Annotated in this window: 19 protein-coding genes, 1 tRNA gene and 2 pseudogenes; 9 read left to right on the forward strand and 13 right to left on the reverse strand. The window is 68.9% G+C overall.

Annotated elements, in window-relative coordinates; all coding sequences use genetic code 11:
• Positions 1 to 71: 71 nt before the first annotated feature.
• On the reverse strand, positions 72 to 1,196 hold the full coding sequence (locus ACFXB5_RS05220) for an FAD-dependent oxidoreductase (RefSeq protein WP_385202572.1): 1,125 nt from the start codon (positions 1,194 to 1,196) through the stop codon (positions 72 to 74).
• A 293-nt stretch (positions 1,197 to 1,489) separates the two neighbouring features.
• A tRNA-Trp gene (locus tag ACFXB5_RS05225) sits at positions 1,490 to 1,567 on the reverse strand.
• Between the two features lie 299 nt (positions 1,568 to 1,866).
• Between ACFXB5_RS05225 and ACFXB5_RS05230 the strand changes: the two genes are divergently transcribed.
• Together ACFXB5_RS05230 and ACFXB5_RS05235 are read left to right on the forward strand one after the other, a co-directional pair.
• Complete coding sequence (locus ACFXB5_RS05230; RefSeq protein ID WP_385202574.1) at positions 1,867 to 2,583, forward strand: GNAT family N-acetyltransferase; 717 nt, start codon at positions 1,867 to 1,869, stop codon at positions 2,581 to 2,583.
• Between the two features lie 252 nt (positions 2,584 to 2,835).
• On the forward strand, positions 2,836 to 3,990 hold the full coding sequence (locus tag ACFXB5_RS05235) for a serine hydrolase domain-containing protein (RefSeq protein WP_385202576.1): 1,155 nt from the start codon (positions 2,836 to 2,838) through the stop codon (positions 3,988 to 3,990).
• Positions 3,991 to 4,028: 38 nt separating this feature from the next.
• Here the strand turns inward: ACFXB5_RS05235 and ACFXB5_RS05240 are convergent.
• The 3 genes and pseudogenes from ACFXB5_RS05240 to ACFXB5_RS05250 form a co-directional block, all read right to left on the reverse strand.
• Positions 4,029 to 4,259 (reverse strand): annotated as a pseudogene (locus ACFXB5_RS05240) (inositol monophosphatase family protein); the annotation flags it as partial.
• A gap of 57 nt (positions 4,260 to 4,316) precedes the next feature.
• Entirely contained in the window at positions 4,317 to 4,556 is a 240-nt protein-coding gene (locus tag ACFXB5_RS05245; RefSeq protein WP_385202578.1) for a DUF6411 family protein, read from the reverse strand.
• Between the two features lie 212 nt (positions 4,557 to 4,768).
• On the reverse strand, positions 4,769 to 5,677 hold the full coding sequence (locus ACFXB5_RS05250) for a class I SAM-dependent methyltransferase (RefSeq protein ID WP_385202581.1): 909 nt from the start codon (positions 5,675 to 5,677) through the stop codon (positions 4,769 to 4,771).
• A 152-nt stretch (positions 5,678 to 5,829) separates the two neighbouring features.
• On the opposite strand from ACFXB5_RS05250, the gene ACFXB5_RS05255 reads away from it, so the two are divergent.
• On the forward strand, positions 5,830 to 7,026 hold the full coding sequence (locus ACFXB5_RS05255) for an RNA-guided endonuclease InsQ/TnpB family protein (RefSeq protein ID WP_385202583.1): 1,197 nt from the start codon (positions 5,830 to 5,832) through the stop codon (positions 7,024 to 7,026).
• A gap of 29 nt (positions 7,027 to 7,055) precedes the next feature.
• On the opposite strand, the gene ACFXB5_RS05260 is transcribed toward ACFXB5_RS05255, so the two are convergent.
• The 4 genes from ACFXB5_RS05260 to ACFXB5_RS05275 all read right to left on the reverse strand — a co-directional run bounded on the left by ACFXB5_RS05260 (position 7,056) and on the right by ACFXB5_RS05275 (position 11,465).
• Positions 7,056 to 8,183: an NAD(P)-dependent alcohol dehydrogenase gene (locus ACFXB5_RS05260; RefSeq protein WP_385202586.1), complete on the reverse strand. Its 1,128-nt coding sequence runs from the start codon at positions 8,181 to 8,183 to the stop codon at positions 7,056 to 7,058.
• A 17-nt stretch (positions 8,184 to 8,200) separates the two neighbouring features.
• A complete protein-coding gene (locus ACFXB5_RS05265) occupies positions 8,201 to 9,604 on the reverse strand; it encodes an aldehyde dehydrogenase family protein (RefSeq protein ID WP_385202589.1) in 1,404 nt (467 codons plus the stop codon).
• Positions 9,605 to 9,612: 8 nt separating this feature from the next.
• Entirely contained in the window at positions 9,613 to 10,389 is a 777-nt protein-coding gene (locus tag ACFXB5_RS05270; RefSeq protein WP_385202591.1) for a (5-formylfuran-3-yl)methyl phosphate synthase, read from the reverse strand.
• 176 nt (positions 10,390 to 10,565) lie between these two features.
• Complete coding sequence (locus ACFXB5_RS05275; RefSeq protein WP_385202594.1) at positions 10,566 to 11,465, reverse strand: LysR substrate-binding domain-containing protein; 900 nt, start codon at positions 11,463 to 11,465, stop codon at positions 10,566 to 10,568.
• An 84-nt stretch (positions 11,466 to 11,549) separates the two neighbouring features.
• Between ACFXB5_RS05275 and ACFXB5_RS05280 the strand changes: the two genes are divergently transcribed.
• Both ACFXB5_RS05280 and ACFXB5_RS05285 read left to right on the forward strand, forming a co-directional pair.
• Positions 11,550 to 12,536 (forward strand): DMT family transporter, encoded by a 987-nt coding sequence (locus ACFXB5_RS05280; RefSeq protein WP_385202596.1) that lies wholly within the window; start codon positions 11,550 to 11,552, stop codon positions 12,534 to 12,536.
• Between the two features lie 195 nt (positions 12,537 to 12,731).
• Positions 12,732 to 13,205: a nuclear transport factor 2 family protein gene (locus ACFXB5_RS05285; protein WP_385202598.1), complete on the forward strand. Its 474-nt coding sequence runs from the start codon at positions 12,732 to 12,734 to the stop codon at positions 13,203 to 13,205.
• Positions 13,206 to 13,283: 78 nt separating this feature from the next.
• On the opposite strand, the gene ACFXB5_RS05290 is transcribed toward ACFXB5_RS05285, so the two are convergent.
• Positions 13,284 to 13,541 carry a hypothetical protein gene (locus ACFXB5_RS05290; protein WP_201846575.1) on the reverse strand — a complete coding sequence of 86 codons (258 nt, stop codon included), beginning with the start codon at positions 13,539 to 13,541 and terminating at the stop codon, positions 13,284 to 13,286.
• Positions 13,542 to 13,631: 90 nt separating this feature from the next.
• Positions 13,632 to 14,561, reverse strand: coding sequence for an alpha/beta fold hydrolase (locus ACFXB5_RS05295; protein ID WP_385202602.1), 930 nt, complete (start codon positions 14,559 to 14,561; stop codon positions 13,632 to 13,634).
• A gap of 152 nt (positions 14,562 to 14,713) precedes the next feature.
• Between ACFXB5_RS05295 and ACFXB5_RS05300 the strand changes: the two genes are divergently transcribed.
• The 4 genes and pseudogenes from ACFXB5_RS05300 (at position 14,714) to ACFXB5_RS05315 (ending at position 17,187) form a co-directional block, all read left to right on the forward strand.
• The gene (locus tag ACFXB5_RS05300) at positions 14,714 to 15,457 is read left to right on the forward strand and encodes a GntR family transcriptional regulator (protein ID WP_385202605.1); all 744 of its coding nucleotides are present in this window, start codon (positions 14,714 to 14,716) and stop codon (positions 15,455 to 15,457) included.
• A 53-nt stretch (positions 15,458 to 15,510) separates the two neighbouring features.
• Positions 15,511 to 15,789, forward strand: a pseudogene (locus ACFXB5_RS05305) (hypothetical protein); the annotation flags it as partial.
• A gap of 38 nt (positions 15,790 to 15,827) precedes the next feature.
• Positions 15,828 to 16,265: a zinc-binding dehydrogenase gene (locus ACFXB5_RS05310; RefSeq protein WP_385202739.1), complete on the forward strand. Its 438-nt coding sequence runs from the start codon at positions 15,828 to 15,830 to the stop codon at positions 16,263 to 16,265.
• A 31-nt stretch (positions 16,266 to 16,296) separates the two neighbouring features.
• Positions 16,297 to 17,187, forward strand: a complete 891-nt coding sequence (locus ACFXB5_RS05315; protein WP_385202608.1) for an oxidoreductase — start codon at positions 16,297 to 16,299, stop codon at positions 17,185 to 17,187.
• A 166-nt stretch (positions 17,188 to 17,353) separates the two neighbouring features.
• Here ACFXB5_RS05315 and ACFXB5_RS05320 read toward each other — a convergent pair whose 3' ends face one another.
• Complete coding sequence (locus ACFXB5_RS05320) at positions 17,354 to 18,394, reverse strand: vWA domain-containing protein (protein WP_385202611.1); 1,041 nt, start codon at positions 18,392 to 18,394, stop codon at positions 17,354 to 17,356.
• Positions 18,395 to 18,508: 114 nt separating this feature from the next.
• Positions 18,509 to 20,782, reverse strand: coding sequence for a family 43 glycosylhydrolase (locus tag ACFXB5_RS05325; RefSeq protein WP_385202612.1), 2,274 nt, complete (start codon positions 20,780 to 20,782; stop codon positions 18,509 to 18,511).
• Between the last annotated feature and the right edge of the window lie 5 nt (positions 20,783 to 20,787).

The following is a 20,787-nucleotide window of genomic DNA, read 5'->3' on the forward strand; positions in this document are numbered from 1 at the left end:
CGATTGGCCAGTATCTCAGTGCGGGAGTCGTGCCGGGTGACTGACTGTGGGAGTCGGCGGCTCACGGGGGTCTACTCGCCTCCGGTGAACATGTTGATCAGGCCGTGGGGTGCGTCGTCTCCGTAGAACAACTCGTGGACGTAGATGCCTTCGGTGGCGGCCGCAGCACTGCGCGGGAACATGGCCTGCTCGTATTCGGTGAGCGCGGTCTCGACGTCGTCGGGGTGTGCGGCGAGGGCCTTGGCGAGTTCGGCGGCGTCGTACATGGCCAGGTTGGCGCCCTCGCCGTTCGGGAGCGAGAGGTGGGCGGCGTCGCCGAGCAGGGTCACTCCCGGCACCCGCTCCCACCGGTGCTCGACGGGCAGGGCGAAGAGGGGGCGCGGCACCGGGGCGGTGTCACCGTCGGCGATCAGCGCGGTGAGCTCCGGTGCCCAGCCGGTGAACTCCCGCGCGATCCGTGCGGTGGCCGCGGCGGAATCGGTGAAGTCGATGTCCGCGAACCAGTCCCGCGGCCGGGCGAGCATCACGTAGGTGTGCAGGGTGCCGCCCTTCTCCCGGTGAGCCAGGAATCCCTTGCCCGGCGCGAGCGCGAACAGCGACCCGCCGCTGACCGCTTTCGCACTGGCCGGGTGGCGGGTGTCGGCGTCGAACAGGTACGTCTCGACGGCCGACATACCGATGTACTCGGGGGTGGTGTCGGACAGCAGTGGCCGGACTCGGGACCACGCGCCGTCCGCGCCGACCAGCAGGCCGGTGGTGACGGTGCTGCCGTCGGCGAACGTCACCTGGTGGCGGCCCCCGCCGAGGGCACGCGTCCCGCTGACCTTGTGCCCCCACCGGACGGTGTCGGCCGGGAGCGAGTCGAGGAGCGTCTGCCGCAACTCGCCGCGCAGCACCTCGGGGCTGCCCCCCGTACCGTCGTCGACCTTCTCGAACAGGACGGTCCCGTCCCGGTCGAGGACCCGTATCGCCTGGCGGCCCTCCAGAACGAGGCCGCGGAACTCGTCCGCCAGGCCGGCCGCCTCGAGAGCCGGCTGTCCGCTGTCCTCGTGGATGTCGAGCATCCCGCCCTGCGTGCGCGCCGCCGGGGAGGCCTCCGCCTCGTAGACGGTGGCCGGGATGCCGTGAACGTGCAGGACGCGGGCGAGCGTGAGGCCGCCGAGTCCGGCACCGATGATCGTGACATCAGTGGTCATGCTGGTTCCTTGCTGTCGCACGCCTGCCGGATGGGCATCCGGCAGGATCGATTTGAAAGGTTCCAGGCCTCGCCGACCGACCACCGACAACGGACCGACAGCCACCGATGTGTGACCGACACCGCGGCTTTTCCGTCCGATCACCCCAGCTCAAAGCACTGACCGGAAAGGCAAGGCTCAGCGCGCTATCTGACGCGGTAAGCGTCCGTGGCCACACGGCTTGCTTGCCGGCAAATAACGGACGCGGTACCTCTGCCGAGGCAGAGGCCCGTCGGCAATGGCGGCGCATTGCATGGCAGGGGCGGCAGGATTCGAACCTGCGGCGCGCGGGTTTGGAGTCCGCTGCTCTGGCCGGGCTGAGCTACGCCCCTTTGACGCGGTCAGTCTGACACCCGCCGACCGTGACCGGCCACAGGATTTCTGAGCGGCTGAGCGGCTGAGCGGCAGAGTGGTGGATGACGGCCAGTCCGTCGATGGCTGGGCGATCCGCGCCGTGGAGAGGCCGGGAGGGACGCCCGCCCCCTCGCGAAGCGACGGGCCCGGTGGCAGTTATGGTTCCATCACCCCGGCGCCACTACCGGACGCGTTCGGCAGGAATCCAGACGGGGAAACGCGTCGGGCGGTATCGCGCCGCTCGGCCGACCGCGCACAGTGGGAAAGGCACATCACGATGACGAGCGGTGACCGCGGTGACACCGCGGCACTCGAGGACCCGGTGGGCGAGTCGCTGCGCGGCCGCCACGCAGGTCTGGGGCGCCGACTGGGCCGGGCCGCCACCTACCTGCCGGGAGTCGCGACCTTCTCCGCGGTACCCGCCGACGCGGACGCGGCGGACTGGGCCGGTCTCGCGCGGCTCCTCGGACGGGACGCGTTCGCCGACATGTTCAGCTGCCAGGCGTCCCCTCCTCCGGGCTGGGAGCAGGTTTTCGTCCTCGAAGGCCGGCAGATGATCTGGTCCGGCAGCGGCGGCCGTCCCGACCAGCCGCATGCGGTGAACGGCACCGACGTGGTCGAACTGGGTGCGGCCGATGTGCCCCAGATGCTCGACCTGGTCGCGCGGACCCAACCGGGACCGTTCTGGCCGCGTACCCTCGAACTCGGCACCTACCTCGGCATCCGCGACGGCGACAACCTCGTGGCCATGGCGGGCGAACGGCTCCGACCCCCGGGATGGACCGAGATCAGCGCCGTCTGCACGGCCCCGGAGGCACGCGGGCGAGGCCACGCCGCCCGCCTGATCAGTGCCCTCGTCGCACGCATCCTGGATCGGAACGAACGCCCCTTCCTGCACGTGGCCGAGACGAACACCGGCGCGATGGCGCTCTACGAACGGCTTGGCTTCGCGAGCCGGAAGCATGTGACCTTTCGCGGCTTCCGCACTCCGTGACGGGTACCGCCACGCGGATCGCGTACAGCGTGTCGGCAGGGCCGGGCACAGTGGATCCGCGCTTGTACGGGTAGCCCCAGGCAGCGCCCTGAGGACAGCACATCGGCACGTCGGGGGAAAGCCGGATGGGCCGATCCCCTCTCCGCTGGTGGGATGGTCCTCGACCACCGGCTCCGGGGAGCGAAGCCGCCGTGCGCCACAGTCTGAGCGGTCCCTGGACGCGCGGGCGACCTGATCAGAAAAGGGAACGTCATGCATGTGTCAGAAACGCGTCGGTGGGGCCCACTCGTCCTGACCGGCCTGGCCGCGGTCCTCCTCGCCGCATCGACCGGGCTGACGGCGGCGGCGAAGCCCCAGCGGGCCGATCCGCTCCAACAGCAGGTGGACGCGATCCACGACACCGGGGCCGTCGGTGTGTTCGCCGAGGTGACGTCACCGCACACACGTGACAGCGCGCGCGCCGGGACGGCCGTCAGGGGCACCGGGAGGCCGATGCCGCACAACGGCAGGCTCCGGATCGGCAGCGCCACCAAGACCTTCACCGCCACGGTCGTGCTGCAACTCGTCGGCGAGGGGCGAATGTCCCTTGAGGACACCGTCGAGCAGTGGCTGCCGGGAGCGGTCCAGGGCAACGGCAACGACGGCGGCCGGATCACCGTGCGGCAGCTGCTGCAGCACACCAGCGGCATCCCTGACGTCGAGCCGGAGATACCCGCGTTGAACAGCGCGGACGGCTATCGAGCCGAGCGGTTCCGCACCTTCACCCCCGAGCAGTTGGTGAGGCTGGCGATACGGCACCCTCCCAACTTCCCCCCGGGCACTGACTGGTCGTACTCCAACACCAACTACATTCTCGCCGCAATGATCATCCACGAGATCACCGGCCGGAGCTGGGCACAGGAGGTGAACGACCGCATCATCCGCCCGCTGGGCCTCAGAGACACCAGTACGCCCGGCACCTTCCCGTCCATCCCGGGCCCGCACGCCCACGGCTACGCCGCGTTCGGCACCGGCATCGGCACCGGCATCGACGTCACGACACTCAATCCGAGTATGGCCGTCGGTTCCGGGTCGATCATCAGCACCACGCACGACCTCAACCGGTTCTACACCGCGCTGCTCGGCGGCCGTCTGCTGGCTCCGGCGCAGCTCGACGAGATGACGACCACCAAGCCCGCGCCCGAGTTGGGTGTGAGGTACGGACTCGGTCTGGGCGAGATCCCGCTCTCCTGCGGCGGCAGCTACTTCGGTCACCCGGGCGAACTGCTCGGCTATCACACCTGGGGTGGCGTCACCCGAGACGGGACCCGGACCGCCGTGGTGTACGTCACCAGTGACGGCGGCCAGGACACCCAGGAGGCCATGAGCACACTCGTGGACCAGGAACTGTGCCGGACCCGTTCCTAGTACTCCAGTCACCGCGGTTTCAGCTTTCCCTGTTGCCTGCCTGCCTGTCTGCCTGCCTCGCCGAGCACCGTGTCATCGGGCCGTGCGGCACGGATGACGCCGAGGATCGCCTTCTCGGCCTCCACATCGGCGGCGGTGGCAAAGTCCCCGGCACCCTTGTCGATGCGGCTGAGCCGCTGGCCGTACATGTGGCGGACCACGTCCGCGCCTGCCCGTACCCCGGCTATCGCGACTGCGGCATCGTCGGACCTCGCGTATGAGTTGATCACGTCGGGCAGGCTGCCGAGGCGAAACTACCGCCTCGATCAACCTTCTCGGTCAGAGCGCTAGAACGGCATGTGGCCTCGGGCGCGGCGCCCGGCGGAGCCGCTGCGGCCGACTGCCTTGGAGCTGCTGCGGAAGGGTTTGCTGAGGATGCGTCCCAAGATGCCGGGGGCTTTGCCGCCGGCGCGTGATCCGGCGCCCAGGGTGCGTTGGGTGCCGCGTTCAGGGTGCCGGGACAGGCGTGGGACCAGGAAGGCCAGCACGGCCAGAACGGCACAGATACCAACAATGGCGAAGATCATGGCGAAGTACTCCTAGTGTGAGGTGTTTCCGCCGGGTACCCCACGGGTCCCGCCGCATGCCGCGGCGGCTGAGGGCTACGACGTGACCGTGCCACCGCTCAAGCGAGATACGCGCCGATACGCGGAGTGCGGCGCGGGTCCTCGTCGGATGCAACGTGGCAAGGCATGGGCCCACCGGTACCCCGTTCGTGCCGTGCTCTCGGGTGGTGGCGTCAGAGGCGGGGCTTGTGGGCGAATACCCATCGGTTGCCCGCCAGCGCGTCGTTGTGTTCGGGGCGTGGGCCGCGTCCGAATTGGCGGGTGTAGTCGAAGGGGGTCCGGACGGTTGTGGTCCAGCCCTTGTCCGCGAGATCGCCTGCGGAGTCGGGCCGTGGTTCTCGGTTGAACAGGTTGAGCAGGTCGATGCCGATCTGGTGTTTCGTCGCGGTGTAGAGGGGGCTGTCGCGGTATTCGAGCAAGTCCTTGTCGAGTTTGGCCTCGAACGCCAGCGTGCTTCCTCCCGCGCTCAGCCGGTCCACCGTGTGGATGAGGTTCGTCTCGGAGGCGTTGGGCAGGTAGAACAGCAGCCCTTCGGCCAGCCAGGCGCTGGGTGCGGCTGGGTCGAAACCCGCGTCGGTCAGTGCTGCGGCCCAGTCGGCACGCAGGTCGACCGGGATCGGTACGCGGGCTGCCTTCGGGGCGGTCGGCAGTCCGTCGAGGACCTTGTGCTTGAATGCCAGCACGCCTTCCCTGTCGATCTCGAAGATCACACAGCCGGGAGGCCAATCGAGTCGGAACGCCCGCGAATCCAACCCCGCCCCGAGCAGGACCACTTGGCGGGCTCCGTGCGCGCGCACCGACTGGAGGAGGAAGTCGTCGAGGACCCTTGTCCGCAGACCGAAGTAGCGGGCGAAGCGTCCCCACAGCGGGTTCGCGTCTCCGTCCGCGACCTGGTGTATGCGCACCGGCCAGTCCGCGCAGGCCGGTGCGGCGTGGACGAAGTGCTCTGCGTAGATGTCTTGTGCCAGGCTGTCGTGGCGGTGGGTCTCGATCGCCCGGGCCGCGGCGACCATGAGAGCGGTCAGGCCGACACCCCCTTCCACGCCTTCCACACCGGTGTTGTGATGCGCTGTGTCGGTCATCGTGATTCCTCCGTGGATATCCCGGCTTTCGGGCCGGGGAGGAAACGGACTCCTGCGGAGCAGGGCGGGGATAGCCGGTTCGCCGTGGGGGCGGCCTGGCGTCCGCTTACGCGAATCGGCAAGTCACAAGCTGATGTACTAGTTTGTGAGCCGTGTCCACTTACGTGAAGCGGGCGTATCGGTACCGCTTCTATCCGACCGATGCGCAGGGGGCCGAGCTGTCGCGCACGTTCGGATGCGTGCGGAAGGTCTACAACATGGCCCTCGCGGCCCGTACGGAGGCATGGGCGCGACAGGAGCAGGTCAACTACAACCAGACGTCGGCTCTGCTGACACAGTGGAAGAAGACCGAAGAGCTGGCCTATCTCAACGAGGTGTCGTCGGTTCCCCTCCAGCAGGCGCTGCGGCAACTGCAAGTGGCGTTCACGAACTTCTTCGGCAAGCGGGCGAAGTACCCGCGGTTCAAGTCGCGAAAGAACTCCCGCAAGAGCGCGGAGTACACCACCAGCGCGTTTCGCTTCCGCGACGGGAAGCTGACCCCCGCCAAGATGAGGGAACCGTTGGACATCGTGTGGTCCCGCCCCCTGCCGGAGAGCGCGAAGCCGTCCACGGTGACGGTGTCGCAGGACCCGACCGGACGCTGGTTTGTCTCCCTCCTTGTCGAGGACCCGGTCCTCCAGCCACTGGCCGACAACGAGAACGCGGTCGGTATCGATGTCGGCCTCAGCCACCTGCTCACCCTGTCCACCGGCGAGAAGATCGCCAACCCGCGGCACGAGCGCCGCGACCGCCGGCGTCTGGCGCTCGCGCAACGGCGCTTGGCGAAGAAGGCCCGGGGCGACGGCGCGAACCGGGCCAAGGCCCGCCGCAAGGTCGCCAGGATCCACGCCAGGATCACCGACCGCCGGCGCGACCACCTGCACAAGCTGACCACTCGACTCGTGCGTGAGAACCAAACGCTCGTGATCGAGGATCTGACCGTCCGCAACATGGTCAAGAACCGGAGTCTGGCCCGCGCCATCAGCGACGCCGCCTGGACACAGTTCCGGAGCATGCTGGAGTACAAGACGCAGTGGTACGGACGGGAAGTGATCGCGGTTGACCGCCTCTTCCCCTCCTCCAGGCTGTGCTCCCACTGCGGCACCCTCGCGGGGAAGCTGCCGCTCAACGTCCGCACCTGGACGTGCGACTGTGGAATGGTCCACGACCGTGATGTGAACGCCGCGAAGAACCTTCTGGCCGCCGGGCTGGCGGTGTCTGTCTGCGGAGCTGGTGCAAGACCTCAACGGGAGTCCTCCCGGATGGGGCGGTCGGCGATGAAGCAGAAACCCCCACGGCGCGAGCCGTAGGAATCCCCCTCCTTCAGGAGGGGGAGAAGTCAAATGTCCTCCCTTGGCCCCGCGGGAATCAGGACGGGTTTGACCACGCGGCCCGCGTCGCAGTCGCGTTCGGCCTGGTTGATGTCGGTGAGGGGGTAGGCGCGGATCAGCTGGTCGAAGGGGAACCGCCCGGTCTGCCAGAGCCTGGTCAGCCGCGGGATCAGCAGTCCCGGCACCGCGTCCCCTTCGCAGATGTGGGAGATCCTCCGGCCCCGGTCCAAGGTCCCCGGTTCGAGTGGCAGTGGGGTGTGGAGGCGTGCCACCAGGCCGAGGTGGCCGGTCGGGCGCAGGGCCCGAAGGGCGTTGTTGATCAGCTGGGGGGAGCCTGTGGTGTCCAGCGCGTAGTGTGTGCCGCCGTCGATCAGTTGCTGGATGCGGCTGGCCAGGTCAGGCAGGTCGGGCAGGTCGGCCGATCCGGCGTGCAGCGGGATCGCGTGGAGCCGCTCGGCGAGGGCCAGCCGCTCGGGGTGCCGGTCGACGGCCACGGTCACCGCTCCGGCGGCGGTGGCCGCCATCACCGCGGCCAGGCCGACCGCTCCGGCGCCGTAGACCGCGATGGTGTCGCCGGGGCCGACACCGAAGGAGTGGAAGACCGCTCCGGCGCCGGTGAGGAAGCCGCAGCCGAGCGGTCCGAGGAGTTCGATGGGCAGTGTGGGGTCGACCCGGACGGCGTTGCGGGCCGGGACCATCGCGTATTCGGCGAAGGAGGACTGGCCGAACCACCGGGGTGCCAATGCGCCTCCGTCCGCGTCGGTGAATCGCGCCGCGTGCTCCTTGCGCCCTCCGAAGAGGTTGAGTGTGGCGAAGGAGTCGCAGTAGGCGGGGGCCGCGCCCATGCAGTTCCGGCAGTGTCCGCAGGAGTCGAAGCTCAGAACGACGTGGTCGCCGGTGCTCAGGCCGGTGTCCGGGCCGCTTGTCTCCACCACGATCCCGGCTCCTTCGTGGCCGAGCACCGCCGGGAGCGGTGAGCGGCCGGCCGAGTGCCGGACCGCGAGATCGGTGCGGCACATTCCGCAGCCCGCGATCTTCACCAGGATCTCGCCGTCGCTTGGCCCCGCGTGCAGCATCACCTCCTCGAGGGTGAACCGGCTCTCATAGGAGCGCAGTACCGCCGCGGTGAACCTCATCCGTCACACCTCATCCGTCACACCTCAACCGGACGGTGTACGACGAACGGGCTGAGGTTCCCATACAACCCCCACGGCCCGCCCGCCACGCCGACACCGCTGTCCTTGATGCCCGCGAAGGGCTGGGCGAGGGAGGTTTCGGCGTGGTGGTTGATCCACGCCGTCCCGCATTCCAGCCGGCCGGCCACCGTCTCGGCCCGGTCCAGGTCGGTGCCCCATACCGAGCCGCCCAGCCCGAAGCCGGTGTCGTTGGCGGCTGCGATGGCTTCGTCGAGGCCGGCGTACGGCAGCACCGGCAGGACCGGACCGAACTGCTCCTGCGTGACCACGGGGCTGTCGGGCGGGACATCGGCCAGGATGGTGGGGGCGAAGAAGTAGCCGGGCCGGTCCAGCCGGTGGCCGCCGGCCATGGCCCGGGCACCGTCTGCCAGGGCCCGGGCCGTGTAGTGCTCGACGCGGGCCAGTTGAGGGGCGTTGCCGACCGGGCCCAGCTGTGAGGCGGGGTCGAGCCCGGGTCCGACGACGGCGGATTTCGCGCGCTGGGTGAGGGCTTCGACCACCTGGGAGTAGAGCCGGGCCGGGGCGTAGAGGCGCTTGACCGCCATGCAGACCTGCCCGCAGTTGCGGAACGCCGCCCAGAACAGCCGGTCCGCGATCCGTTCCACGTCCACGTCCTCCAGCAGGATGGCGGCGTCGTTTCCGCCCAGTTCCAGGGTGACCGGGGCGAGCGAGGCCGTCGCGGCCCGCGCGACGGCCCGTCCGGTGGAAACCGAGCCGGTGAAGGTCATGTGGCGGATCCCCGGATGGGCGGCGAGACGGGCGCCGAGCGGTTCGCGGCCGGTGACGATGGTCAGGACGTCCGGGGGGAGGGCGGTGGAGAGGACGGACGCCAGCAGCCGTGTGGCGAGCGGCGTGAACGGGGAGGGCTTGAGCACCATCGTGTTGCCCGCGGCGAGCGCGGGCGCGAACTTCGCCGAGGCGAGCTGGAGGGGAAAGTTCCACGGGACGATCGCGGCGACGGGCCCGAGCGGTCGCCAGCGGATCTCACTGCGTACCGGCCGGCCGTCCGTGATCGGCCGGGTTTCGGGGCCCAGCTCGGCGAAGTAGCGCAGGCGGGCCGTCGTACGGGCGACCTCCGCGTAGGACTCGGCCAGGGGTTTGCCCTGTTCACGGGTGAGTAGTGGGGCGAGGTCGGCCCCGGCGGCCTCCACGGCGTCGGCTGCCGCGAGCAGCGCGGTGGTGCGGGCGGCGGGGTCGGCGCGCCAGCCGCGCCAGGCGGCGTGGGCCCGGCCGACGATGGCGTCCAGCTCCTCCGGCTGCTGGTCGGGGGCCTCATCGAAGGCCTCGCCGGTGGCCGGATCGAGGACGGCGAAGCTCCCAGCGCGGGTCCCGGGCGTGCCAGGGGACGGGCTGGCCGGCATACCGGCGGTCAGCCCGCGGTGGGGACGGACGCCGCGTGTTCCCGGGCGTGCCGGTCCATCTCCGCCCGGAAGGCGGCCACCAGCTGCGGCTGAATCCGTCCGGTGGCGCGGTCACCTCCCTCGCAGACCGCGCCGCGCACCCCCACGATGTCGGTGCCGATGCGGGTCAGCGCGGCGAGGTCCGCGGCTTTGACGCTGCCCGCGAGGGCGGCGCGCAGACCGGCATCGTGGGCCTGCCGGACAAACTCCGCGCAGAGGTCGGGCGGAACGTGGTCGAAGAGCCGTGTCCCGTCCTTGATCGCGGTGTCGAGCATGGCCGCGTCACAGCCGGAGCGGCGGGCGATGTCGGGCAGCGCGAGCGGGTTGACGCAGCCGATGCGGTGGGCGTCGGCGTAGCCGGAGGCGACGACGAACGCGTCCGGCTGGTAGTCCTTCACCGCCCGGACGACCCCGCGCATGACATCGATGGCCTGTTCGGGGGTCGTGCATCCGTAGAGGCCGACCTTGATGTAGGTGGCTCCGGAGACCGTTGCGCCCAGTGCCGCCTGGGCCACTGTGCCGGGCTTGTAGGGGACGTCTCCCACGGTGGCGGAGACCGGCTTGTCCGCCGGGACCGTGTCGCGGATCTGCCGGATGACCCAGGGGAAGTTCGCGCCGAGCGAGCCCTCGTCGGGCTTTTTGACGTCGACGATGTCGAGGTGTTCCGCCGCCTTCGCGCAGTCGAGGGCCTCCTCGACGCTGTCCGGGGAGATGAGGAGCAACAACGTGGATTCCTTCCACCGCATGCCATCTGCCCATGGGGCAGGTATGCGGAGTCGTGTGGATCACGCGCGGTCCGCTCATCATTGCCGCGTCCCGTGGCCCTGGGCAGGGCGCGCGCGGAGTCCGGACGGGTCATTGCCATGACCTTTCGCGCCCCCCGGCGCACCGTCCACGCCGGTAGCCGGTGCGGCGATCGAGGCTATGCACTCTGCGCTGATCGCCGAATGATCAGGTCGGTCAGCAGGGCCAGCGGAGGCCAGCTGTCGCGACCCCGGCGGGCGACGGCGAAGGCGCGCAGAACAACGTCCGGCGCGGTGAGCGGCAGCAGATGGACACCGGGCAACGTGGAGGTGCCCATCGGCAGCAGCCCTACGCCCATCCCTGCCGCGATCATGCCCTGTACGAGGTCGAGGTTGTCCGCCTGGTGCGTGAGGTGGGGGGTGAAGTCGGCCATGGAGGCGAGGGTCCGGATGACGGTCTCGTCACCGGTGTTGCGCGAGTTGCCGATCCAATCCGCCGTGCGGAACCAGCGGAAGACCTCCGGGGCGCCCGATGCTGAGGGACGGGCGACGTGGTCAGGAATGCCCAGACCCCAGGGAGCGGTCCACAGCGGGGTGGTCACGACCGCGGGGTCCGGCTCGGCCGGTGCCAGGTTGTAGTCGTAGGTGAGCGCGAGGTCGGCCTCGTCGTTCGCCAGCAGATGGTGGGCTTCGGCGGGTTCGTGCTCACGGACCAGGATGCTGAGCTCAGGATGGCTTGTCGACAAGGTGCTGATGATGGGCAGCAGTTGGGCTCGGATGGCCATGGCGAAGCCTGCCACGCGCACCGTGCCGGTCGGTGGGGCGTCGGGGCTCAGGTCCCGCTGTGCGGCCTCGACTGCCGCGAGGATCGTCACGGCGTGTTCCGCCAGCCGGCGGCCCGCCGGCGTGAGCCTGACCCTGCGTCCATGCGGTTCGATCAGTGCCGTGCCCATGTCCTGAGCCAAGGCGGCGATCTGTTGAGAAACCGTCGAGGTGGTCGTGGCGGTGGCCTCGGCCACGGCGCGCATCGAGCCTCGCCGGGCCAGTTCGGCCAGCATCTGCAGGCGGCGTGTTTCCATCCCTTCATTGTCCATGAATCCCGAACGAATCATTCGGGATCGGCACGTGGACGTGAACGGTGTCGAGGATCTCTACTGGAGCCCATGAACGCTCCCGAACCGCCTGAGGCTCTTCCTTCCCATCGCTCGCGCCATGCCGGCGCCGGGGCCGGTTTCCTCATGGCTGCCACCTCGATGTGCACCGTGCAGCTCGGATCGGCTCTGACGGTTCCGCTGTTCGGACAGCTCGGCGCGCTGGGAACCGCGGGGCTGCGCCTGGGCTGGGCGGGGCTGATTCTGCTGGTCGCCATCCGCCCCCGGCCTCGTGATTTCAGCTCCCGGGATCTTCTTGCCTGCATGGTGCTCGGTCTCGTGACCGCCGGAATGATGGTCTTCTTCATGCAGGCGATCGCCCGCCTCCCGCTGGGGACCGCAAGCGCACTGGAATTCTTGGGGCCGCTCACTGTGTCCCTCTTCGGGCCGAGGAAGGGACGCCTCGTCTGGGCGGCCGCGGCGGCGACGGGCGTCGTGCTGCTGACCGAACCCTGGCACGGCGGCGCCGACCTTGTGGGGGTGGGGAGCGCGCTGCTCGCCGCGGGGTGCTGGGCCGCGTACATTCTGCTGACCCAACGGGTCGGTGATCGCGTCACCGGCCTGAGAGGACTGGCTGTCTCCATGCCGGTCGCCGCGGTGGTGGGGCTGGCCATCGCCGCCCCGGGCCTCGCCGAACGCCTCACGTGGTCACCGCTGTGGACCATGCTGGCTCTGGCGGTGCTCAGCCCCGTCATCCCGTTCGCTCTCGAGTTTCTCGCCCTGCGTCGTCTGACCACGTCCGCGTTCGGCACTCTGATGAGCCTCGAGCCCGCCATCGCCCTCACGGTCGGTCTGCTCGTTCTCGGCCAGCGCCCCGGGACGGCCGCGACACTCGGCCTGGTTCTCGTGGTCGTGGCCAGCGTCGGTGCCACCGGCGCCGGTGTCCGGCCCGCGGCATCCTCCCAAGAGGCACCAGCTTGCCCGTATGAGACTGATCCAGAGCCTGCGCCACTTGATCAGGACCGGGCCGCGGTGTGCCAAGGCGGCCGGTCGCTGTGATCCGTCAGCGCCGCGATGGCCCTCTTGTCCTTGCCCGAGCGGTACGGCCGGTCGGCGGCGATCCGGTCGATCGGCAGCAGCGTTCATTCAGGCGTCAGAACATGGCAAGCTGGCCTGTCGCAACCGGCCGATTCGCAGCCGTGTTGTCGCCAGGGGCAGCACGCTGAAGATCTCCCGCTTTGCTTGGAGGAGACCATGTCCACATCCATCGGCATGCCCGCCGATCCGACATTGAGCTACCGAGCGATCGAGAACTTGATCGCACGGTACGCCGAACTCGTGGACGACGGCGATTTCGCGGGAGTCGGCACGCTTCTCGCTGAAGCCACCTTCACGGGCACTGGCGAGCCAGTCAGCGGGCGCGAAGCGATCGAGAAGATGTTCAAGGACACTTTGATCGTGTACGCCGACGGCACACCGCGAACCCAGCATGTCACCACCAACGTTGCCATCGAGGTCGATGAACAGGCGGGCACGGCGGTGTCGCGTTCGTACGTCACCGTGTTCCAGGCCTTGCCCGATCTGCCGCTGCAACCCATCGCCGCCGGTCGGTACCATGACCGCTTCGAGCGCCGTGATGGGCAGTGGTGCTTCGTGGAGCGACGGGTCCGCATCAACCTGATCGGCGATGTGAGTCGCCATGCGTACCAGGCTGCCGCTCAGCGGTAGTCGCCCCCGGGGCGGACGAGGACGGCGACCGGGACCGACCGCGGCCCATCTGGCCGCGGCCGTCACCGTGGCCGCTGGTCAGCCGGTCAGGGTTCCCCGGTAGCCGACGGGGCCTTCGTCCGGGAACTGGGCGGTGCCCTCGAAGCGCGTGCCGCCGTCGAAGAAGGTGACGCTGCCCGACCCCGCGTCGGAGCCGCTCCATGTGACGGTGGTCCCCGTCGCGGGACCACCGTTCTGCGGGACAACCTCCGCGCGGTTGCTGATGCTGATGCTGAGGGGCTCGTCCTGCTGCCAGCCCCCTCCGCCGGTGAAGATTTCCGTGTTGTACGTGGCCATGCCCTTCTCCCTTCCGATCGCCGACCGCCCCGCGGGTGCGGCCTGATGCACTTCACGCCTGGATAGAGGCCGTGACTCGCGGGACACCTGTCACTCGGTCGACCGGCGGCGAAGAATTCGGTGGGTGAAGCGGATTCTGGCGACCGCGTCCGCGAATTCGCCGGGTGCTTCCTGGGGTGGGTTGTGGCCGACGCGAAGGCGTATGTCGTCGATCAGATTGGGGAAGCGCGCGGCGTGTTCGGCGGTCGGTTTCGGCGCGCGGAGCCCGTCGTCGAGTGCGCTGACAGCGATGGTGGGGACCTGGATCCGTGGAAGTGGCGCGATGCGGTCCTCGTCGGCTTGGTATTCCGGCGCGCCGGTGGCGAGTTGGAACCGGTGTCGGTAGGAGTGGACGGCGACGGCGACGAAGTCGGCGTTATGGAGTGAGGGCGCGGTCGCGGCGAACTCCCTGTCCGTGAAGTCCCATCCGGGCGACCATTCCTCCCAGAGCAGGCGAGCGAATGCCTCGCGGTGTTGTTCGAGCCCGCGACGGCCACGTTCGGAATGAAGGTAGTAGTTGTACCAGAGCTTCCGTTCCTGGTCCGGCGGCGTTGGGGCGTCGCTGTTGGCCAGGTCGTGGACGTTGTAGCCGTCGACGCTGACGAGTCCCGTGATCAGGTCGGGTCGGAGCATCGCTGTTACGGTCGCGGCGCGTCCGCCCCAGTCGTACCCCGCGACGACTGGGCGGTTGAGGCCGAGGGCCTCGATCATCGCGATGAGGTCGCGGGCAAGGGCTGCTTGCTGGCCGGACCGGATGGTCGTGGGGCGTCTGAAGCGGGTGGGTCCGAACCCGCGCAGGTACGGAACGAACACCTCGGCATCCGCTGCGGCGAGGATCCGGGCGACTTCGTCGTAGCTGCGCACGTCGTACGGGAATCCGTGCAGAAGGATGACCGGAGGGGCACCCGGGCGTCCGTGTCGTTCGTAGGCGATGTCGAGGTCGTTCGTCGTGACCGTTTCGATTCGCGTCAAACTTGTCATGCCAAGTAGGTTGGCTCGTGCGAATGACGGTACGCAAGCAAGAGTTCCGGTATCTACCCACTTTTTGACTCTTGTTCACCGCGTGAGCACTCTTCGCCGAGCGCGCGACAAGCGAGCTTGACCAACGTGTACGTACATGTGACGATGCCGGTATGACCATGGCCCTGCACGCTGCGATCGCGGAAAGTCTTCGGGAACGGATCCGCGACGGGAAGCTTCTCGTCGGGCAGACCGTGCCGTCGGAAGCGGAACTGTGCGCGGAGTGGAACGCGTCGCGCGCACCGGTGCGTCAAGCGCTGGCGACGCTGCGCGCGGAAGGAGTGATCTCCAGCAGTCGCGGACGACGCTCGACCGTCCGCGCCGACGCGGTCGGTCAGCCCTTCGATACGTTGATGTCCTATTCGTCATGGGCTCGTTCGCTGGGCCGGACCCCTGGGCAGCGCACGTTGGAACTGGGACTCCGCACCGCCGACTCGGGCGCCGCCGCCGCACTGCGGCTCGACGAGGGCTCCATGGTGGTGCACGGTCTGCGGCTGCGGACGCTGGACGACGTGCCGACGATGCTCGAGCGTGCCCTGTACGTCGAATCCGTCGGTCGGCTGTTGTTCGAGTTCGATTCGGACGCCGGGTCGCAGTGGGAGTTCCTGCAGTCCCGCGGCGTGGTCTTCGCGGCGGCGTCGCATGTCATCGACGCGGTCGCCGCGGACACGGTCGACGCGGCCTGGCTGGGCGTCCCTGAGGGCTCGCCGCTGCTCCGGCAACGCCGCACCACACGGAACGGCGAGGGCGTGGTCATCGAATACCACGACGACCGCTACCTGCCCACCGAGGTCGCGTTCACGATCCAGAACGCCCCTGATATGCGAACCCCCCTGGTCCGCAGCACACGGCCCTGATCCACGAGGAGCCCCGGATGACGGCCCCACGCATCGACCTCGCCGTGTTCGACATGGCCGGGACCACCATCGACGAGGGCCTACGGGTCTACCGGGTCCTCGCCGATACCGCACGAGCACACGGCGCTGACCCGACCGACGAGGACATCAACCGTTGGCACGGGTCCGCGAAGCACGAAGCCCTGAAGGCGCTCCTCACCGACGACGAGGGCGTCCCGCCGGAACCAGACCGGCTCGCGCTCGTCGTGGAGGACTTCCGCGGGCGTCTGCAGACCGCCTACGCCGCACAGCCACCGACGCCGCTGCCCGGCGTTCTCGATGCCATGACCCGGCTCCGCGAAGCCGGCGTCAAAGTCGTCCTCAACACCGGATTCGATCACGATATCGCCGGGCTGCTGCTCGGCGCGCCCTCGCCGAACGATTCGGCGCGACGCGCTCTGTTGACAGCGTTCCCGAGGCAGGCGCGATCGACGTCCTGTTCGAATTCTCCGGATCGCGCTCGGCGCTCCAGCAAGGCCTTGCGCTCCTCGACGTCGGCGGCACCGCCGTCCTCGCCGGTACTGTCGCGCCCGACGGCCTGCTGGAGATCGACCCCGAGGCCGTCGTCCGCAACCACACGTCCATTCACGGGCAGCACAATGACGAACCCCGTCATCTCCTCGCCGCGCTCGAGTTTCTCTCCGACAGCGCACAGACGTATCCATGGACGGAGCTTGTCGCTCCCGCGCAGCCAATGAGCGAGCTTCGCGGACTTCTCACCGGACCGCCCGGGCCCGCTCCCCGGGAAGCGGTCAGGCCTTCCCGGTGACGGACCAGAGACGTACTCAAGGGAGATGATGATGTCGTTGGAACCAACCGTCGCGGTGGTGGGTCCGGGGGCGATCGGCACGACCGTGGCGGCGGCGCTGCATGAGGTCGGCCGTACGCCGAGGATTTGTGGCCGCACGGCGCGTGAACGCCTCGAGCTGCACGTGGGCGAAGACCGCGTCGTCGTGCCGGGGCCCGTGCGGATCGACCCGGCACATACCGACGGAGCGGTCGACCTTGTCTTCCTCGCCGTCAAGTCGACGCAGGTCGAGGCGGCGGCACCATGGCTGACGGCCTTGTGCGGTGCGGACACCGTTGTCTGTGTTCTGCAGAACGGCGTCGAGCAAGGGTCGATTGTCGCGCCGTACCTCTCCGGTGCCCGGGCCATCCCCTCGGTCGTGTGGTTCCCCGCCCAAGCACAGTCCGACGGTTCGGTGTGGTTGCGCGGCGAAGCGCGCCTCACCCTGCCGGACACGCCGGCGTCTCGTGTGGTGCTCGAGGCTCTGCGCGGCACTCGGTGTTCGGTCGACCTGGCCACGGACTTCACGTCCGTGGCGTGGCGCAAGCTGCTGCAGAACGCGGTCGCCGGATTGATGGTCCTCACGGGCCGCCGCGCCGGCATATTTGCCAGGGCCGATATCGCCGAGCTGTCCCTGGCCTATCTACGGGAGTGCCTCGAGGTTGCCCGCGCCGAGGGCGCGGCACTGAGCGACGAGGTGCCGCGAGAGATCGTTGACAGCTTCCAGGCCTACCCGGCCGATATGGGCACCTCCATCCTCGCCGACCGCGAGGCCAACCGGCCGCTCGAATGGGACACCCGCAACGGTGTCGTGCTGCGCCGTGGACGGGTCCACGGCATCCCGACGCCGATCAGCGATCTGGTGGTGCCACTCCTCGCGGCCGCCGGCGATGGACCCGGCTGACTCCTGGCATCACGACGAACGTCGCAAGGCTGGGTGGCGTCGCCGGGGGTGCTGCTCCTCGTGGATTCCATGGCCGCACGCCGGAGGTGCCGCGCCCCCGGACAACGGGTGCGCGGCCCCTCGGCTCACCTCGACGGGCTGGGCTCGGGGCCCAGCCCGCGTCGCCTCAGATCATGAGCAGCAGCCGCGTGTGCGGTACCAGCTTCCGGTTCACGCTGGTGCTCTGCACGAATATCGTGAAGTCGTCGTTGCGGTCCGGATTGACGCGAACTTCCGTGTCCGGCAGGCCGAGCAGGGATCGGGCCGCCGGCCCCGTGTACACCCGGTCCGTCTTCTTCTCCAGCACCGCAATCTGCTTCCGCGCCTGAATTTTCTCCGACTTGCTCAGCTGATAGAACGCACAGCCGGTACGGAATGTGTGCCCGCATTCGATGACCCATTCCCGGATCGCCGCTTCGCGAGCCACCGGAATCAGCTGGTATTCCGACGGGTCCACGGGGGTGAGGCCGGCCGCCTTGATGGTGTCCTTGTTGACCGCCTCCGCACCCGTGGAGAACACCGCCCGCGATCCCCGGATGCCCTGGGCTCGGCCCACCATAAAGTTCTCGGTGGCCTGCTGGATGACCTGTCCTGCCTCCTCCAGACCCTGTGTGCTCGTGGCGTCCCAGATGGCGATGTTGTCCTTCGGGAAGCCGCACTGCATGGCCTCGCGCTTGCCCATCTGGTCCGGCACAAGGACGGCCAGCGTCCAGTTGTCCTCCTGCGTATCCATCATCGTGGCCACGGCCTGCACCAGTTCGCGTGGGTTTTTGGTAGGGGCATCCGGGCAGCGATGACTTGCGTTCTCCTGGCCGTCCGTCAGCACGAACGTCAGGAAGCTGTGGTCGCCGTACAGTTGAGCTGTCTGCGCCAGCTCCCGCTGCGATTTCAGTGTGGCCGCCAGCAGAGCAGTCATTCCACCGACGCGGTAAAGCTGCTTCAGGGACGGCATCCGCAGCACGTCCTTGTCGTAGATGACGCACTCCACCTTGTCGGCGAAGACGTACACCGTGACGCGGGTTTCCTGGTCCAGTTCCTTCGATCGGCGAGCCAGATACGCAATCTGCTGGTCGGCGACTTCGACGACCTTGCCGCTCAAGTGTGACATGGACGAACTGGCATCCAGTACAAGAGCGACGTGATTGATGTAGTTCTGGTTTCCGGACATGGACGCTCCCCCTTTTTCCTTCTCGATGCTCCTACCTTCTCACCCACCACTGACAATCGATCTTGGACTCCGATGCGGGGAACTGGTACCCGGCCAGGCGCGTGTGGCGCGGTGTCAGGAGTAGAAGCGCACGTAGTCGAAGCGTGCGGTAACTCCCTTGCCGGCCAGGGAGACCAGGCCGATGGACGGGTCGGAACCGGCGGGCAGATGCCAGACCCCACCCCAGATGTAGTGCTTCCCGTCCCGACTCGTGGCCGGCTGGAATCTGTGCTCGCCGGTCTTCGGATCGACGGTATGGCGCAGCCGCAGCCACATGGTGTCGGCCGACGGGCCCAGCTGCAGCTCCGGCCAGCTGTCACGGTCCCGGCCGATCCACAGGAAAGCCTGCCGTGATGGGCCGGTCCGTGTCGGAGCCAGATGGATCGAGTCCTCCGGGCTCTGGAAGGCGATCATCCCGGCCTGGCTGCGCCCGTCGGGGGCGTCGCTGATCGGGAAGTGCAGCTTGGTCTCGACCGTGTAGGTGCCGGTCGGAGCGTCACGGAGCAGTGCCGATGCCATGGTCCCCTTGCCGGAGAAGTCCGCATCCTGCGTCGGCCACACGTACTGGCCATCGGCGACCTTCCCGTCGGCGGGGCCGAACCACTTCCAGCCGTCCAGCCGACCGTCGTCGAAGTCCTCGTCGTACTCCGGCAGCCGGGCCCCGATTTCGGGCTCGGGCTGTTTGACGGTCACCGGTGTGTAGAGCCGGGTCACGCCGACGTTGTCCGCCTCGCCGGAGCCGCGGGTCGAGGCGACTCCGCCGCGGCGCCAGTCCTTTGGTACGTCCACCTTCAGTTCGGCCAGCGGCATGTCGAGCATGGCCGAGCTGACCTGTACGTGCGCCGCCCCGTCGCGGATCTCGGCCGTGAGCGAGTGCCAGGTCCGCGGATCGGCGTCCGCGTGCAGACGAGCGGTCCGCTTCCGCACCACCTTCCGGTCCCGGGTGACCTCGACGGAGAGTGTGCCGGTGGAATCCAGCCAGGCCACGGCGTGGTTGGACCGGCCCGCGGACGCCAGGACAAGGCCGACCCGGCCGTCGTCGTCGCGCAGCCGCACGTCGGCCTCGATCCTCACATCGCCGTCCGGGGCCCGTCTCGGCAGCAGCAGCTGCGGGACCGCGGCCCGGGACCGGCCACGGGCATAGCGTCCCGAGTCGGGATCCGACCCCGTGGTCCAGGAGCCGTGTCCGAGGATGTCGAAGTCGGCCAGGCCGTCGTCGAAGGTGCCCCCCGAGCCCCAGTCGCTCGCGGGTGCGGTCTGCCGCTCCTCGCTGGTCCAGGCGCCCGCGCGCACGGTCGGCCAGCCGTCGATCCAGTCGAGCCGGTCCATCATGGTCGGCCGTCCGCCCCAGTTCGGATCGCTCTCGTGGCGGTCGAATCCATTGGTGAGGATCCAGTCCTGGCCGGACTTGTCGACGACGTTCGCCGAGTGGCCCGTCGCGACCCACTTGTTGCCGTTCGGCGCGTTGACGATCGTGCCGCCGGGGTGCAGGTCGGCCAGGCCGACCCCCTCGGCGTCGGTGAATGGGCCCATCGGGTTCTTCGCCCGCCCGACGAACACCGGATAGGCGCCCTTGTCACGGGCGCAGCAGCCCAGGCCGGAGTAGAACAGGTAGTACCAGCCGTCCCGCTTCACCACGTACGCGGCCTCGCCGCGCCGGGCGCCGACCACCTGCACCGGAGTGCCGACCGGCGCGGTGCCCTCCTCGTTCAGGCGCACCGCCTGGATGCCGCCGTCGCGGAAGGAGCCGTAGTAGAGGTACTTCTGGCCGTCGGAGTCGAGGAACACCGACGGATCGATCTGATTGACCGTCGTCCCGTACGGCAGCACGGGGCGGCCGATGTCCTTCCACGGGCCGGCCGGATGGTCCGCGGTGGCCAGCGCGATGGTGTTCTTGTCGTCTCCGGCGACCGAGTAGTAGAGGTAGTACGTGCCGTTGATGTACCGGATGTCGGGCGCCCAGTAGTAGGTGCTCTTGAAGTCGCGCCATTCCGGGTGGTTGTCGGGCCCGAAGACGTCACCGACGTAGGTCCAGTTGACGAGGTCGGCCGATCGCGTGATCGGCATGAAGTGCTGTGACTCCCAGGGACCTCCCTGGTTGTCCCGGCGCATGCTGGTCTGGGTCGCATAGGCGTACCAGTAGCCGTCCTTGCCCCGGATGATCGATGGGTCGGAGAAGGCGTCCGCGACGTCGTCCATCACGGGGTTCTGGTACGTCCCGGGCGGATCGGCGGGATCGGCCGCGGCCGGTCCGGGATGCGCACTGCCGAGGCCGAGGACCATGAGCAGGGCGAGGACGACGCCGGGTCTGCCCCGGACCGCGGGGAATCGTGCTGACTTCGATGTCATATCGG

The organism is Streptomyces sp. NPDC059455 (assembly GCF_042750115.1).
Classification (GTDB): Bacteria; Actinomycetota; Actinomycetes; order Streptomycetales; family Streptomycetaceae; genus Streptomyces; species Streptomyces endocoffeicus.

Coding starts and splice junctions, on each gene's coding strand:
- ACFXB5_RS05220 (WP_385202572.1), bottom strand. CDS start 1,196: ATGACCACTGATGTCACGATCATCGGTGCCGGACTCGGCGGCCTCACG.
- ACFXB5_RS05230 (WP_385202574.1), top strand. CDS start 1,867: ATGACGAGCGGTGACCGCGGTGACACCGCGGCACTCGAGGACCCGGTG.
- ACFXB5_RS05235 (WP_385202576.1), top strand. CDS start 2,836: ATGCATGTGTCAGAAACGCGTCGGTGGGGCCCACTCGTCCTGACCGGC.
- ACFXB5_RS05245 (WP_385202578.1), bottom strand. CDS start 4,556: ATGATCTTCGCCATTGTTGGTATCTGTGCCGTTCTGGCCGTGCTGGCC.
- ACFXB5_RS05250 (WP_385202581.1), bottom strand. CDS start 5,677: ATGACCGACACAGCGCATCACAACACCGGTGTGGAAGGCGTGGAAGGG.
- ACFXB5_RS05260 (WP_385202586.1), bottom strand. CDS start 8,183: ATGAGGTTCACCGCGGCGGTACTGCGCTCCTATGAGAGCCGGTTCACC.
- ACFXB5_RS05265 (WP_385202589.1), bottom strand. CDS start 9,604: ATGCCGGCCAGCCCGTCCCCTGGCACGCCCGGGACCCGCGCTGGGAGC.
- ACFXB5_RS05270 (WP_385202591.1), bottom strand. CDS start 10,389: ATGCGGTGGAAGGAATCCACGTTGTTGCTCCTCATCTCCCCGGACAGC.
- ACFXB5_RS05275 (WP_385202594.1), bottom strand. CDS start 11,465: ATGGAAACACGCCGCCTGCAGATGCTGGCCGAACTGGCCCGGCGAGGC.
- ACFXB5_RS05280 (WP_385202596.1), top strand. CDS start 11,550: ATGAACGCTCCCGAACCGCCTGAGGCTCTTCCTTCCCATCGCTCGCGC.
- ACFXB5_RS05285 (WP_385202598.1), top strand. CDS start 12,732: ATGTCCACATCCATCGGCATGCCCGCCGATCCGACATTGAGCTACCGA.
- ACFXB5_RS05290 (WP_201846575.1), bottom strand. CDS start 13,541: ATGGCCACGTACAACACGGAAATCTTCACCGGCGGAGGGGGCTGGCAG.
- ACFXB5_RS05295 (WP_385202602.1), bottom strand. CDS start 14,561: ATGACAAGTTTGACGCGAATCGAAACGGTCACGACGAACGACCTCGAC.
- ACFXB5_RS05300 (WP_385202605.1), top strand. CDS start 14,714: ATGACCATGGCCCTGCACGCTGCGATCGCGGAAAGTCTTCGGGAACGG.
- ACFXB5_RS05315 (WP_385202608.1), top strand. CDS start 16,297: ATGTCGTTGGAACCAACCGTCGCGGTGGTGGGTCCGGGGGCGATCGGC.
- ACFXB5_RS05320 (WP_385202611.1), bottom strand. CDS start 18,394: ATGTCCGGAAACCAGAACTACATCAATCACGTCGCTCTTGTACTGGAT.
- ACFXB5_RS05325 (WP_385202612.1), bottom strand. CDS start 20,782: ATGACATCGAAGTCAGCACGATTCCCCGCGGTCCGGGGCAGACCCGGC.